The organism is Listeria rocourtiae FSL F6-920, assembly GCF_000525975.1.
Classification (GTDB): Bacteria; Bacillota; Bacilli; order Lactobacillales; family Listeriaceae; genus Listeria_A; species Listeria_A rocourtiae.
On the sequence record NZ_AODK01000037.1, the window covers coordinates 1 to 13,803 of the forward strand.

Sequence of the window (13,803 nt, forward strand, 5' to 3'; positions counted from 1 at the left end):
GCCGATGCTGACGCTGATGCGGATGCCGATGCGGATGCTGACGCCGATGCTGACGCTGATGCTGACGCCGATGCGGATGCTGACGCCGATGCGGATGCTGATGCTGACGCCGATGCGGATGCCGACGCTGACGCTGATGCGGATGCTGACGCCGATGCTGACGCGGATGCGGATGCTGACGCCGATGCGGATGCTGACGCTGATGCGGATGCCGATGCGGATGCTGACGCCGATGGAGACATTGATTGGAAGAATTATGTAGTTAAGAAACCTCTTATCAACCCTGTCCGTGAAGGAGATACGTTCATCCGTGGTGATGGGCTCTATGATGATGGGCCTCTTGCTGTCAATAGTTTAATTCAGAAAGCTAAGGCTTTAGCTTCACAACTTCCAGAAGGCGTGGAGTTGAAGTTAACGTTACAACTTCCAGATGGTACAATTATTGGAAATATTGCGCTAGATGCTGATGGTAATTACGTTGTTAATATATCTGGCCATAAGTTAGTGGCAGGGGATATAATTACGGCTTATCTAACAGCAACTAGAGGAGAAACTACTAAAACTAGTACTATTGCCTCAACAGAGGTGCTTCCTTTGCTCGACGATACTGACGCCGATGCTGATGCGGATGCCGATGCGGATGCCGATGCGGATGCCGATGCGGATGCCGACGCTGATGCGGACGCCGACGGTAATACAGATCCTAATACACCAATTAAGACAGGAACTGGAGGAACTGGTTCGGTGATTGAGCCTATTAGTACAGGGGCAGGAACTACTAGTATGATGAGTGCAGATCCTTCTACGAATAGTTCGGATGGGTCAGCATTGCCGTCTACTGGTGATGAAGATTCTAATACTGCGCAATGGTTCGGTGTTGGGTTACTCGCTTTAGCTGGAGGTTTCTTACTAAGATTATTTAGAAAAAAACCACAAGAATGATTTGAGTTTTTCTTGTTAAGTACCAATAATTGGCCTCCTTATTCCTTTGAATAAGGGGGCTACATAAGGAGTGTGCGGTTATGCAAAGTTTAGAGGCTATTTTAGAAATAAAAAAAGCAATTGCAAAGGAGAGCAAGCAACTTGGTAATATGAGTTGGCTTGGGGATTGGAAAATCTTTTTATCATTGGAGCATAGTGCAAAGCGTGCAACTGTTATCAATTACAGCAATGCATCTCTTGATTATATCTTTAAGCAAATTAAGAAAGAAATAGATAAACACGCTGCTAATTTTAAAATTGACGTAGCTTATAAATTTGAGGCGATGCTTTTTTCGGAATGGAATGATATAGTGCTACATACGAAGAAAAATTATTACCGCCTCGGTATTTCGTTCGATAAGGGATTCCATACTGCCTTATTGGAGCAAGAAGTGAATGGTAACGCAATGATACAACCAAAAGATGCTGGACTAGCGTTGAATCTGGAAAACTTAAATCGCTATTTAGTTCAATCACATAAGGAGCATGGTAAACTAGAGATAGAGGCTGATTCAGAGATTGTTGTTTTTGATACAATTGGGTTTTATTTTGATGGTGACGCCGTTTTGCCACTTTATAGTGATGAATTGAATCATGGCCGGCGTGTTATATCGCAATTGAAGCCGTCTGATGTAGCCGAACTTATCCAGCAATCTGGCTCATATTTGGCGGATCAGGTCGGTGTAGATGGCGAATTTATTTATGGTTACTTTTCGTGTTTTGATAAGAAAATCAAGCACTATAACAGTTTACGCCATGCGAGTTCAACATATGCTATGATTGAGTCGTATGAAGTATCTGGTGACGATAAAATTTTACGGGCAGCGGAGCGGGCATTGCGGTTTCTGGCTATTGACTTAATCAGGGAGAAAGAGAACCGTGCCTATGTCATCGAGCGGGACAACAATGAAATTAAACTAGGCGCAAATGCGGCAGCAATCCTAGCTTTTTCGAAATATATTCAGGTGACTAAAAATAATGATTATTTGGCGCTGTGTCAGAAATTAGCACATGCGATTTGTGATCAACAACAGGAGAATGGCCAGTTTGTTCATGTTTTAGAATATCCAACATTAGCTATAAAAGATGCTTTTCGAATCATTTATTATGATGGCGAGGCGGTTCTTGGCTTGTTGCGTCTATATGCAATTGACCGTGATTCACGCTGGCTAGATGTTGCGACGAATGCTTTTAATCATTTTATAGAAAAGGAATATTGGAAAAATCATGATCATTGGCTCAGTTACTGCACAAATGAAATAACGAAATATTTACCAGAAGATCGGTATTTTGAGTTTGGTCTGAAAAATGCAGCTGGACGTCTTGATTTTATTCATGATCGTGAAACAACATTCCCGACTTTTTTTAGAATTGACAGTTGCTACCCATGATATGTGCGAACGAATTGAAGCGGCGAATAAGGGATATCTACTCCAAGGCTTTAATCGTGAGAAATTAGAACAAACAATCGAAAAACGAGCGGATTACCAACTCAATGGATTTTTCTACCCAGAGCTCGCCATGTATTATAAAAATCCAGCGCGAATTATGCATAGTTTCTTTATTAGACATCATTCTTTCCGTGTTCGAATTGATGATGTAGAACACAATATTTCGGGCTACTGTCGCTATTTAAATAGGATAACAGCCAATTTGCCAGAAAAAAAGAAAGAAAAAATGCACCTGTAAAGAAAAAACACTTTACAAACAAATTCTTTACTGGTAATATATATACTTGTGTAAGACTTTATGGAGGTGTATATATAAATGGCAGTTAAAATTCGTTTAAAACGTATGGGTTCTAACAAGAAACCTTTCTACCGTATTCAAGTTGCAGATTCTCGTTCTCCACGTGATGGTCGTTCAATCGCAACAGTGGGTACATACAATCCACTGTTGAACCCAGCAGAAGTGAAAATCGACGAAGAAGCAGTTTTAAAATGGTTGCATAATGGCGCGAAACCATCTGACACAGTTCGTAACTTGTTGTCAAATGAAGGCATTATGGAAAAATTCCACAATTCAAAACTAGGTAAGTAATAAAGGTCATGGCTATGGAGGATTTAATTCTAACCATCGTAAAGCCTCTTGTCGATCATCAAGATGACGTTGTTGTCTCGGTAGAAGAGAGCGCTACAAGCCTTCTTTATAAATTATCAGTAAACAAAGATGATATGGGCCGCGTGATAGGCAAGCAAGGACGAATCGCGAAATCGATTCGCACGCTTGTCTATGCATCTGGCAACCGTAGCGAGAAGAAAGTGCGTCTCGAAATCATTGAATGACCGCCTACGCTAAAATGCGTTAGGTGGTTTTTTGTTGCTGGTGTTGTTATGAACGAAGTGAGCATGTAACTCACCAGTGGTTACTTGATGCCGGAATAGGCATAGCGGGAATGGATACTAATTTTTTTTCACGCTTGTCGAGACATCGATTTGATGCTATTTCGTATTCAACGTTTTCGGATTTAGCTTCAACGACCAACTCCTCGAAAACTTCACGCCCTCCATAAAAAGAAAGAACGGCTTTTTACTACATCCAAGCCAGCTTTTTTGGAGCTGAACGGGCTGTTTCAGCATTTCGAATTTGGATGTGTTACAATAAAACAAACACCTTCAACGGATAAAGGAGTGTTCCGCATGAAAATTATCCAAAAAGTTACTGTAAAGCAAGTTCTTACAGTAAGAAGTAAAGAAAAGTTATTTCGATACTACTCAGAGCAACGACAAAAGCTACAAAAGGAAAGCGATCAACTTCATTTCGAACAGAAAAAGATGGAGCGTAAAAACAAGTTTAATCAGGAGTCGGTGAACACCTATTTTGCTAAAGAAATAGAAATGCGTCATGAGAAAGTGAGGCTCATTGAATTTCAAGTGGAGCAGTTAGAAATTTTACCGTTAGGAAGCGAAATTAAAGAGCAGGAATTAGATGCTATTCTGGATGTTGCAGTTGGCGACACTTGGGATGATTCGATGTTTACTAAGACGATTTTAGTAAAAGATAATATTATAGTAGAAATACGCTAGAGGTGAAACATGGAGCAGATGTTTAATGTAGGAAAAATAGTAAATACACATGGTTTAATGGGAGAAGTACGCGTGATTTCGCAGACAGATTTTGCGGATGAGCGATTTGCCCAAGGAAATGAATTATTTTTATTCGCAAAAGGTAGTAAAAAACCTGAAAAATTGATTATCAAGACACACCGGAAACATAAGAATTTCGATTTGTTGACGTTTGAGGGTATTATTGGAATCAATAATGTGGAGCGTATGCGTGACGGGATGTTGAAAGTGCCAGAATCACAACTGGGTGAGTTAGAGGAGAATGAATATTATTTTCATGAGATTGTCGGCTGTGAGGTCTACACGGAAAAAGGCGAGTTATTGGGGGAAATTAGCGAGATTTTGACACCAGGTGCAAATGATGTCTGGGTCGTACAAATGAAAGGGCAAAAGGATAAGCTTGTACCTTATATCGCAGACGTTGTGAAGTCAGTCAACACCAAGGATAAGAAAATTACGATTTCTGTCATGGAAGGATTGTTTGACTAAATGAAAATGGATGTTTTGTCGATTTTTCCAACTATGTTTGATGGTATGACGGGAAATTCAATTATCAAAAAAACAATTGAAAAAGGACTTGTAGATGTTTCTATTACGGACTTTCGGGAATATGCAGAAGGAAAGCATCAAACGGTGGATGATTACCCATATGGGGGTGGTGCTGGGATGCTTTTGAAGGCACAACCAATTTTTTCAGCGGTAGAAGCTCTGTGTGAAAGAACACCGGATACAAAACCACGGATTATTCTAATGGATCCAGCTGGTAAGCGATTTGATCAGAAATTGGCGGAGGAATTTGCACGAGAGGAACATTTGATTTTTATCTGTGGGCATTATGAGGGATATGATGAGCGAATCCGTGAGTTTCTAGTAACAGATGAGGTTTCGATTGGTGATTATATCTTAACAGGTGGTGAAATCGGGGCGATGGTGATGATGGACAGTGTGATTCGTTTGCTACCAGGGGCGCTTGGCAATGCGGATTCGGCTGTAACGGATTCTTTTTCTACAGGCTTGCTTGAGCATCCGCACTACACACGACCAGCGCAGTTTCGTGATATGGAGGTTCCAGAAGTGCTTTTAAATGGGAACCATAAATTGATTGAAGAGTGGCGAGAACGTGAATCTTTGCGTCGAACATGGGAACGCAGGCCAGACTTACTTGAAAGTTATACTTTATCTGATCAGCAACGAAAGTGGTTAGAGGAGATACAAAAAGGAGTGAACTAGGTATGGGAATTTTTAAAAACGAAGAGGCTGAAAATCGTGATGATGTGTTGAACCGTGACGTGGAATCAGTGCTCGTATCAACTGGACCGACTGCGGTAAATCACGATGTTGTAAAAGTGATATTTGTTCGCAATTACGTGCAAGCAGAAGCGAAAGTAGGTTGGGCGGCAACCTCTGATTTTTCTGGTATTGTTCGTGGATTGCAAGAGCAAGCGCATGAACTTGGTGGTGATGCTGTGCTTAATTGCCATTTCGAGGAGCAGTTTATCCGTGAAGAAGATGGTAAATTACTCATGAGTCAAGTTGGTTACGGAACAGTGGTTATGACGAAAATTACGAGATTTTAATAAAGAGAAATGGAGAGCAGGCGTGTGAGGTGGCCCTCCATTTCTGTTTTACTGTAATCTTTTTTTCGCACGAGTTAGTGCTTGTTCGAGTGGGAGCGTCGGTTCTGGAACCATTCGTCCATGTCCAACTGCAAGCAAAGTTGGATGATGCAACAAGATTTTTTCAGTAGAGGCAATACCGGTTTCCAAATCCCATGTTCCCATTGTCGGAAAAGGGAAGAGCGGACGAGTATCTCCTGCAATTGCAATGCCGCCTTGTGTCTGTATTAAATCGCCAACAATGATGGCTCTCGTTCGGTTATCTAAAAAAGAGATGGAGCCCGGCGTGTGTCCAGGTGTCTCGATTACGGATAGAGAGCCAATCATGTCACCCTCGCCAATTATTTTGGTCGCTTCAACAGGAAATACTTTTGGATAAGAACCTTTAATTGGTTTTTGCGCTTCAAATGCATAGGCTTCAGGCTTTTTAATTAATTGCAGTTCCCTATCAGAAATCATAACCTCCGCATCTGGGTATGCTTCTATAATAGCTTGTAAAGAACCAATGTGATCGCCATGTGCATGAGTTAAAATAATATAGCGGAGTGGTAGGCCAGTAGCCGCTATATGTTTCAGAATTTTGTTAGCGCTCATAGGTAAAGCTGTGTCGATAAGCGTAAGGAAGTCTCCATCTGTTACCAAATAACAATTTACGGGGAAAAAGTATGGCAATGTAGTTAATTGTGTGAGATTATTTTGTGTCGTTGCTCTCATTTTGGTACACATCCTCTCGTCAAATTAGATGACTCTATCATACCATATTTTAGCCATCAAGAAAAAATACTTTACAGGTCATGATAAATGTGATAGATTAGATTAGTAACTGGACAAATCCAGTTTTATAACGATGTTCCGCTTCATTACATATGTTGAATGAAAGAATGTCTGTTGGAAGGAGATGAAGTGTAATGAATTTGTTAATCAATGAAATTACTAAAAGTCAATTAAATCCAGACGTGCCTAGCTTCCGCCCTGGTGATACTGTTCGCCTTCACGTGAAGGTTGTCGAGGGAACTCGCGAACGTATTCAGCTTTTTGAAGGTGTTGTAATCAAACGCCGTGGAGCAGGAATCAGCGAAACTTTTACAGTTCGTAAAATCTCTTATAGTGTTGGCGTTGAGCGTACATTCCCTGTACACACACCGCGTATCGCTAAATTAGAAGTATTACGTCGTGGTAAAGTACGTCGTGCGAAATTGTATTACCTACGCGATTTACGTGGTAAAGCAGCTCGTATTAAAGAAATTCGTTAATTTTATTAAAACAAAAGACGATTGGCCTCAAGTAGCCAATCGTCTTTTGTTTATTTCCTGTGTGACTCAAAAAGAGGAATCTGGTTCTTTTAGAAAGGAGATTTCTTCTTCTGTAGAGGCTCTTCCTAAGATAGCGTTTCGATGAGGGTAGCGTCCAAAACGTAGTAAAATATCGCGATGCTTATGCTCAAATTGGAGATTTGATTCCATCCCATCCTCAGAAAACTGTTTTATGGCTTCCTCATGAATAATTAATGATTCAGAATGCATGAAGGGCATGTACAAAAAGGCTCGTTGTGTAACGGATAACGCATCAAGTTCCCCTGTAGCAATAGCCTCTTGTGCTAAAACTAAGGCCATACCATCATAGGCGAAAGAACGAGCATTATCTCGGTATAAATTCCTTGAAAACTGGTCCAATACGATAATTTCAGCTAATCGTCCTGCAACTGTTTGGCGCCAAATGGCCTTTTCTCCGTTAGCTACTTGATCATGAATGGATTGAAAACGTTCTTTGATTAATAGATCAAAATGTTCATCCTTGTTAAACCATTGGCTCGGTTCACATTCCTCAAACCAAAAATGGATAATTTCTTGATAAGTCATAAATTATTCCTCCTTTTTCATCTCGCTATGAGTGCTTTATCGATTATGAATACCTTTTTCTTTTTGAATTCTTTTGAGTTTACTTGGTGTGACATCATTATTGTTTTCATCCACTACTTTTAGGCCTTCTACCATGTTTCTAAAGCCAAACCGCAAACTTTTAATATATTCTTGCCTTAGATGATGTTGCTCTCTTTTCTCGCTATCTGTCAGTGGGTATTCCCTAGAGAGGAGGCTTAATTCATTAATCCGTTGTAACCTTTCTTGTACAGTCATTCTTTTTTACCCCCGTTTCTATAACTTTTCTATACATATAGTACTTTCTAGATTGTGATGCCTTTAGTTTATAGCTAAACTATAGAAGTGTCAAGTTTTGAGATTATTTTCGTCACATACAAGAGAAGCTTCATTTGCAAATAGTGAAGATATCGCGTATCCTGATTGTATGAATAAAGGTGAAAGGACGTTGAACATGAAAAAACTGATACCGTATTTAACAACCGATCATTGTAAAGAAGCTGTTTCCTATTACCACGCTATTTTTGGTGGTGAAATCAAAAATTTACAAATGTCAGATGGAATTCCTGGTTTTGAACAATACCCAAACAAAGTCCTCCATGCAGAAATCTTTATTAATGAGCAGTTGACATTATACCTCAATGATATTTTCCAAACACCGGTTACAGAAGGGAATAGCGTTATACTTGGATTGGAGTTTAACTCGGAGGAAGAAATTACGACAATTTATACAGCGCTGGCTGAAGAGGGGACAGTTGAGATGGAGCTCCAAGAAGCATTTTGGGGAGCAATTCACGCAAAAGTTGTCGACAAATTTGGATTTAGTTGGGAATTGAATTGGGAGAAATGACGCAAACTAGCCAACTAACACTTACAGCTCGCAACAACCATATCACTGTCGAAAATCAATCCGGTCAATACTTTCAGCTGGCTGGTGAGCTCGTTCGCGGTGGTTTCATCGCTGATCCTGCCTCCGTTAAAAACTGGAATAAATCAGGTGCCACACAACCAATCCGCCAACCCGAAAAAGACGAAATCATGACACAAATCATGAAGCAAACGATTAACAGCCCATTTAAAATCCTATTTCAAGAACCCGAAATTTGAAAAAGTTTCCGAAAAGCTCTTGAAAAGCCACAAAAACTTTGGTATGATAAATCTCGTGGTCAAATGAGTAGGTGATTTGACATATGCAGTCTAGCCGTGGTACAATAACCTCTGGTTAATGAATGACAAGAAAGAAGGAGCATCCCGCTTCTCGCCTCGTAAATCTGTTTTTGCAGGCAAAGAATTGGAATTATGGTTCACGTATGTCATATGTGAATTTTCTGATGTGCGGGTTTGTAATGAAACCGGCGCTTTTTTAATGCGTACTTTCACTTGTTATGAGTAATAATTTATGGAGGTGGCTCACCATTAGCAAAGACATGTTAGTAAACGATGGGATTCGTGCACGTGAATTAAGATTGATTGATCAAGACGGCGAACAGCTTGGAGTTAAAACAAAAGCTGAAGCACTTGAAATTGCGGAGAAAGCCAATTTGGATGTTGTTCTAGTTGCACCGACAGCGAAACCGCCAGTAGCCCGTATTATGGACTACGGTAAATTCCGCTTCGAGCAACAGAAGAAAGACAAAGAAGCTCGCAAAAATCAAAAAATCATCGTAATGAAAGAGGTTCGTTTAAGTCCTACGATTGACGAACATGATTTCGATACGAAATTACGTAATGCGCGCAAGTTCCTTCAAAAAGGCGATAAAGTAAAATGCTCTATCCGCTTTAAAGGGCGTGCGATTACCCATAAAGAAATTGGTCAGAAGGTGCTTGACCGCTTTGCAAAAGAGTGTGAAGATCTTAGTACAATTGAGCAAAGACCAAAAATGGACGGACGTTCAATGTTCTTAGTCCTTGCACCAATTCAAGAGAAGTAAAGTTCTAAAGGAGGAAATATTCATGCCAAAAATGAAAACTCACCGTGGCTCTGCTAAGCGTTTCAAAAGAACAGGTTCTGGTAAATTAAAACGTTCGCACGGTTACACAAGTCATATGTTCGCAAACAAATCTCAAAAACAAAAACGTAAACTACGTAAAAGTGCGTTAGTTTCAAAAGGTGACTTCAGACGTATTCGTCAAATGGTCGCTAAAATGAAATAAGTAAGTTTTAGTACGGAAAAACACAGAATCTATTTTTGTGAAAACCCATTAGGAGGTAATTTATATGCCACGCGTAAAAGGCGGAACAGTAACACGCAAACGTCGTAAAAAGATAATTAAATTAGCGAAGGGCTACTATGGCTCGAAGCACACACTATATAAAGTAGCAAACCAAGCGGTAATGAAATCTTACCAATACGCTTACCGTGATCGTCGTCAAAAGAAACGTGATTTCCGTAAATTATGGATTGCACGTATCAATGCAGCAGCTCGTTTGAATGATCTTTCTTACAGCAAATTCATGCACGGCTTGAAATTAGCTGGTATTGATATGAACCGTAAAATGTTAGCGGATCTTGCCGTTCACGATGAAGCAGCTTTCACGCAAATCGCGACACAAGCAAAAGACGCTCTAGCTAAATAAGCAACGAACAAAAGTGGTGAACGGAGAATCTAATTCTTGTTCACCATTTTTTTATGCCTACAAGTGGTTTTACTGGTAAAAATCGCGTATACTGTACAAAGTAGAGACGTAATTTCAAGGAGGAACAATAGATGGATAAACAGTTAGAAATGTTGAAAGAACTGACCGACGCAAAGGGTATTTCAGGAAATGAGCGTGCGGTGCGTGAAGTCTTCAAACAATACATAGAGCCACTTGCAGATACGTTTGAAACAGACGGACTTGGTAGTGCGATTGCAACAAAAACAGGAGATACAGATGGTCCGAAAATTATGATCGCAGGCCACTTGGATGAAGTAGGATTCATGGTAACCCAAATCGATGAGAAGGGTTTCATCAAATTCCAAACAATTGGCGGTTGGGTCAGTTCGGTGATGCTAGCGCAGCGTGTAACGATTGTAACGCGTTCTGGAGAAGAGATTACAGGAGTTATCGGTTCTAAGCCACCGCATTTGATGAGTGCAGCGGAACGTCAAAAGGCGTTTGATATTAAAGATATGTTCATCGATGTTGGTGCGGCAGATAAAGAGGAAGTTGTGAGCTGGGGAATTAAACCTGGTGATATGATTGTGCCTGCCTTTGAATTCACTGTGATGAAGAATGAGAAATATTTGCTTGCAAAAGCTTGGGATAACCGGATTGGGCTTGCGATTGCGATTGAAGTTTTGCGTCAATTACAGGGGGAAAAACATCCGAATATTGTTTACGGTGTTGGTACTGTGCAAGAAGAAGTCGGGTTGCGTGGAGCTAAAACATCAGCACATCAAGTTATGCCAGATATTGCGTTTGCAGTTGACGTTGGTATTGCAGGGGATACACCGGGGGTAACGGCGAAAGAAGCAGTCAGCAAGATGGGGGAAGGTCCGCAAATTATTATTTATGACGCATCGATGATTAGTCACACACCATTGCGTAATTTTGTGACAGATGTTGCTGATGAGCTTGAAATTCCTTATCAGTTTGAGGCGATCGCTGCAGGTGGTACAGATTCTGGTGCGATTCATTTGACTGGGAATGGGATTCCATCACTTTCTATCACGATTGCGACGCGTTATATCCACTCGCACACATCGATGCTTCATCGCGATGATTTTACAAATGCGGTGAAACTGATTACCGAAGTTGTGAAACGTTTAGACGCAGATAAAGTAAAAGAGATTCGTTTAGGATAAACAGTAACACCACTTCAGACGAGCTGGGAGGTTTTACAACAGTGAAATCCGTATTTATTCTTGGTGGGACGGGTCTAATAGGTTATGCCGCAACGGAAGCGTTTTTGGAAACGGAGGATTATCAGGTAACGACGTTTTCTTTGCCACCAGTGCCGACCAATGGCGTGCTAGATTCGCGTGCAAAGCATCATTTTGGTGATATAAACAACATGTCTGATGCTGAGATTGTGAAATTTTTAAAAGGGCATGATATTTTTGTTTTTGCGGGTGGTGTGAATTCGCACTATATTCCGAAGAAGCCAGCAAAGGAATTTTTCTTTCAGATGAATGTGGAGCCTGTTCAGCATTTGGCGCAGCTCGCGAGGCAGGCTGGAGTGTCGCGATTCATTCTCTGTACCTCTTTTTATAATTACTTTCATGCGTTGTGGCCGGAGTTGCAGCTGACAGGACTTCATCCGTATATTTATGCAAGTGTTGAGCAGGAAATACGTCTAATGCAGGAAAACGGGAATGGGTTAACCACAGTTGCTCTGCGATTGCCATATGTTGTTGGCTTAGTGCCTGGTCGTGTCTCCGCGTGGAAAACATATGCAAAGCGATTGCATCGCGCGGAGTTTCCACTGTATGTTAATCATCACAATAAGGCGACGGGTGGCTCATGCTATATGACAGCGAAACAGGTAGCACAGGCGCTCATTGGGGCGGCAAACGATGAAGTTCCATCTAAAAGTTATACACTTGGTTGGCGCAATATATCGAATGAGGCTTTTTTAGCGCTTGCTAAACGGGCAATGAAATCAGATACTCAGATTAAAACACTAACATTTCGTGAACTCCAAGCAATAGCTATGAAAGAAGCGCATGAAAACGAATTAGCAGGTCGGGAAGCAGGGCTTGAACCGGTGGCCTATACAGAATTGCTAACGCGTACGCTTTATGTAGACCCGATTGAAGCGCTGGATGAGCTTGATTATCATAATGACAATGTGGAGCTTGCAATCCAGCAGGTTTTCACAAGTTTATAGTAAAAAAACGATGATGCCTCGATTTCGCATCATCGTTTTTCGTCATTACAGAATTCCTAACTGTTGCAAAAATACAAGGAAAATCGCAACAGGGCATACATATTTCAAAATCAATAACCAAGCGGCAAAAAGTTTGAATCGAAAAGCTCCATCTGATGTGATTTCATCTAGTAGAACTTGGCGTGGCATCCGAAATCCAACAAAAATGGCAATCAAGAAAGCACCAATTGGAAGTAAGATATTGGACGCTAGATAGTCCGCAATTTCGAATAAGTTCTTTCCGAAAAAAGTAACATCGGCAAGAGCTCCCGTACTTAATGAAGTGGGAATAGCGAGTAACGTAACCACCGCGACAACGATTAAGAGCATTTGTTTTCTAGCTGCTGGCCGTTTTTCGAGGAATGCAGTAACTGGAACTTCAAATAAATTGAAGCTAGACGTCAGCGCTGCAAATAGGAATAGCACCAAAAATAATAGTAAAAGTACAGTACCAAACGGAACCTGGTTGAAAATCGCAGGCAAGACGATAAATAGTAACCCCGGTCCTGCCTGTGGTTCGATTCCGAATGAAAATGCAGCGGGGAAAATCGCAAGCCCAGCGAACAAAGAAACAAGCAAGTTCATCAAGGCAATTGTTAACGCACTACTTGGCAAGAATACATCGCGTTTTAAATAGGAAGCATACGTAATCATTCCACCAACCCCAACAGCTAATGAAAAGAAACTTTGTCCGAGCGCCTGCAAAATCCCGTCCGAAGATAAATCACCGAATTTTGGCTCTAAAAAGTAAGCCACACCATCCATCGCGTTCGGCAATGTCAAGGCGTACACAATCAATATGAGCAAAAAAATAAACAGGGCAGGCATCATCCAGCGATTCGCGCGCTCAATACCAGCTGTAATACCTTTTAGCAAGACGAAAAAATTAATCGCAATAAAAATTACTGTGGCTAAAATCACTTGAAGCGGATCATTAGAAGTCACCACAAACAGCTCAGTTAAAGCCTCTACAGAGAGATTTTGAAGTGCTCCTGTTAGAGCCTTCCATATGTAGAGCAACGCCCAGCCACCAACTACACAATAAAAAGCAAGAATTAAAAAGCAAGTAATAACGCCAATACGTCCAGTCCAATCCCATTTCGTGTTGGGTGCCAACTTGCGGTAAGCAGCAATTGTGCCACTCTGCGTGTTTCTACCAATAACAAATTCTCCAAGCAAAACGGGCAAGCCAATGAAAATAGTGAAAATAGCAAAAATCAGAAAGAAAGCACCACCACCCGCATTTGCTGTCACATAAGGCATTTTCCACAGTGCACCAAGCCCAATTGCAGAGCCCGCTGATGCTAAAATAAATCCAAATTTTGATGTCCATTGTTCTCGATTTGTTTGCATAATAGTTTCAATCTCCCCTTTAGTACGTTTCATCTTTAACGTATTATATCAGTTTTTA

21 protein-coding genes and 1 other annotated feature are annotated in these 13,803 nt (G+C 40.9%); of the genes, 17 read left to right on the top strand and 4 right to left on the bottom strand.

Features of this window, described 5'->3' with window-relative positions; genetic code table 11:
* From PROCOU_RS11985 to PROCOU_RS12020, 9 genes are all read left to right on the top strand, one after another.
* The coding region (locus PROCOU_RS11985; RefSeq protein ID WP_036072756.1) for an LPXTG cell wall anchor domain-containing protein at window positions 1–942 on the top strand (942 nt) is incomplete at its 5' end.
* A gap of 80 nt (window positions 943–1,022) precedes the next feature.
* Window positions 1,023–2,372 (top strand): poly(glycerol-phosphate) alpha-glucosyltransferase, encoded by a 1,350-nt coding sequence (locus PROCOU_RS11990; RefSeq protein WP_244266308.1) that lies wholly within the window; start codon window positions 1,023–1,025, stop codon window positions 2,370–2,372.
* Window position 2,373: 1 nt separating this feature from the next.
* Window positions 2,374–2,670 (top strand): hypothetical protein, encoded by a 297-nt coding sequence (locus PROCOU_RS18595; RefSeq protein ID WP_244266309.1) that lies wholly within the window; start codon window positions 2,374–2,376, stop codon window positions 2,668–2,670.
* A 78-nt stretch (window positions 2,671–2,748) separates the two neighbouring features.
* A complete protein-coding gene (gene rpsP / locus PROCOU_RS11995) occupies window positions 2,749–3,021 on the top strand; it encodes a 30S ribosomal protein S16 (protein ID WP_036072757.1) in 273 nt (90 codons plus the stop codon).
* A 14-nt stretch (window positions 3,022–3,035) separates the two neighbouring features.
* A complete protein-coding gene (locus PROCOU_RS12000; protein ID WP_036072758.1) occupies window positions 3,036–3,266 on the top strand; it encodes a KH domain-containing protein in 231 nt (76 codons plus the stop codon).
* A gap of 354 nt (window positions 3,267–3,620) precedes the next feature.
* Window positions 3,621–4,007 carry a YlqD family protein gene (locus tag PROCOU_RS12005; RefSeq protein WP_036072759.1) on the top strand — a complete coding sequence of 129 codons (387 nt, stop codon included), beginning with the start codon at window positions 3,621–3,623 and terminating at the stop codon, window positions 4,005–4,007.
* Between the two features lie 9 nt (window positions 4,008–4,016).
* Window positions 4,017–4,535, top strand: coding sequence for a ribosome maturation factor RimM (gene rimM / locus PROCOU_RS12010; protein ID WP_036072760.1), 519 nt, complete (start codon window positions 4,017–4,019; stop codon window positions 4,533–4,535).
* Window positions 4,536–5,276, top strand: a complete 741-nt coding sequence (gene trmD / locus PROCOU_RS12015; RefSeq protein WP_036072763.1) for a tRNA (guanosine(37)-N1)-methyltransferase TrmD — start codon at window positions 4,536–4,538, stop codon at window positions 5,274–5,276.
* Window positions 5,277–5,278: 2 nt separating this feature from the next.
* Window positions 5,279–5,623 carry a hypothetical protein gene (locus PROCOU_RS12020; RefSeq protein ID WP_036072765.1) on the top strand — a complete coding sequence of 115 codons (345 nt, stop codon included), beginning with the start codon at window positions 5,279–5,281 and terminating at the stop codon, window positions 5,621–5,623.
* A gap of 48 nt (window positions 5,624–5,671) precedes the next feature.
* Here the strand turns inward: PROCOU_RS12020 and PROCOU_RS12025 are convergent, their stop codons facing one another.
* Entirely contained in the window at window positions 5,672–6,376 is a 705-nt protein-coding gene (locus PROCOU_RS12025) for an MBL fold metallo-hydrolase (protein WP_036072768.1), read from the bottom strand.
* A gap of 194 nt (window positions 6,377–6,570) precedes the next feature.
* Between PROCOU_RS12025 and rplS the strand changes: the two genes are divergently transcribed.
* A complete protein-coding gene (rplS, locus tag PROCOU_RS12030; RefSeq protein ID WP_036064629.1) occupies window positions 6,571–6,915 on the top strand; it encodes a 50S ribosomal protein L19 in 345 nt (114 codons plus the stop codon).
* A gap of 66 nt (window positions 6,916–6,981) precedes the next feature.
* Here the strand turns inward: rplS and PROCOU_RS12035 are convergent, their stop codons facing one another.
* The gene (locus PROCOU_RS12035; RefSeq protein WP_036072775.1) at window positions 6,982–7,521 is read right to left on the bottom strand and encodes a DUF924 family protein; all 540 of its coding nucleotides are present in this window, start codon (window positions 7,519–7,521) and stop codon (window positions 6,982–6,984) included.
* Window positions 7,522–7,557: 36 nt separating this feature from the next.
* A complete protein-coding gene (locus PROCOU_RS12040) occupies window positions 7,558–7,797 on the bottom strand; it encodes a DUF896 domain-containing protein (protein WP_036072778.1) in 240 nt (79 codons plus the stop codon).
* A gap of 196 nt (window positions 7,798–7,993) precedes the next feature.
* On the opposite strand from PROCOU_RS12040, the gene PROCOU_RS12045 reads away from it, so the two are divergent.
* The 7 genes from PROCOU_RS12045 to PROCOU_RS12075 all read left to right on the top strand — a co-directional run bounded on the left by PROCOU_RS12045 (window position 7,994) and on the right by PROCOU_RS12075 (window position 12,353).
* Window positions 7,994–8,389 carry a VOC family protein gene (locus PROCOU_RS12045; protein WP_036072927.1) on the top strand — a complete coding sequence of 132 codons (396 nt, stop codon included), beginning with the start codon at window positions 7,994–7,996 and terminating at the stop codon, window positions 8,387–8,389.
* Complete coding sequence (locus PROCOU_RS12050; RefSeq protein ID WP_036072780.1) at window positions 8,386–8,646, top strand: hypothetical protein; 261 nt, start codon at window positions 8,386–8,388, stop codon at window positions 8,644–8,646. Before PROCOU_RS12045 ends, PROCOU_RS12050 begins: the two co-directional genes overlap by 4 nt.
* A 125-nt stretch (window positions 8,647–8,771) precedes the next feature.
* Window positions 8,772–8,910, top strand: a sequence feature (ribosomal protein L20 leader region).
* A 44-nt stretch (window positions 8,911–8,954) separates the two neighbouring features.
* Window positions 8,955–9,470, top strand: a complete 516-nt coding sequence (gene infC / locus PROCOU_RS12055; protein ID WP_133619884.1) for a translation initiation factor IF-3 — start codon at window positions 8,955–8,957, stop codon at window positions 9,468–9,470.
* Window positions 9,471–9,492: 22 nt separating this feature from the next.
* Complete coding sequence (rpmI, locus tag PROCOU_RS12060) at window positions 9,493–9,693, top strand: 50S ribosomal protein L35 (RefSeq protein WP_036072786.1); 201 nt, start codon at window positions 9,493–9,495, stop codon at window positions 9,691–9,693.
* A gap of 64 nt (window positions 9,694–9,757) precedes the next feature.
* Window positions 9,758–10,117 (top strand): 50S ribosomal protein L20, encoded by a 360-nt coding sequence (gene rplT, locus PROCOU_RS12065; RefSeq protein WP_036072788.1) that lies wholly within the window; start codon window positions 9,758–9,760, stop codon window positions 10,115–10,117.
* A 131-nt stretch (window positions 10,118–10,248) separates the two neighbouring features.
* The gene (locus PROCOU_RS12070) at window positions 10,249–11,328 is read left to right on the top strand and encodes a M42 family metallopeptidase (protein ID WP_036072790.1); all 1,080 of its coding nucleotides are present in this window, start codon (window positions 10,249–10,251) and stop codon (window positions 11,326–11,328) included.
* Window positions 11,329–11,369: 41 nt separating this feature from the next.
* The gene (locus PROCOU_RS12075) at window positions 11,370–12,353 is read left to right on the top strand and encodes an NAD-dependent epimerase/dehydratase family protein (protein WP_036072792.1); all 984 of its coding nucleotides are present in this window, start codon (window positions 11,370–11,372) and stop codon (window positions 12,351–12,353) included.
* A 45-nt stretch (window positions 12,354–12,398) separates the two neighbouring features.
* Here the strand turns inward: PROCOU_RS12075 and PROCOU_RS12080 are convergent, their stop codons facing one another.
* Complete coding sequence (locus PROCOU_RS12080) at window positions 12,399–13,745, bottom strand: sodium-dependent transporter (RefSeq protein WP_036072794.1); 1,347 nt, start codon at window positions 13,743–13,745, stop codon at window positions 12,399–12,401.
* Window positions 13,746–13,803 lie beyond the last annotated feature (58 nt).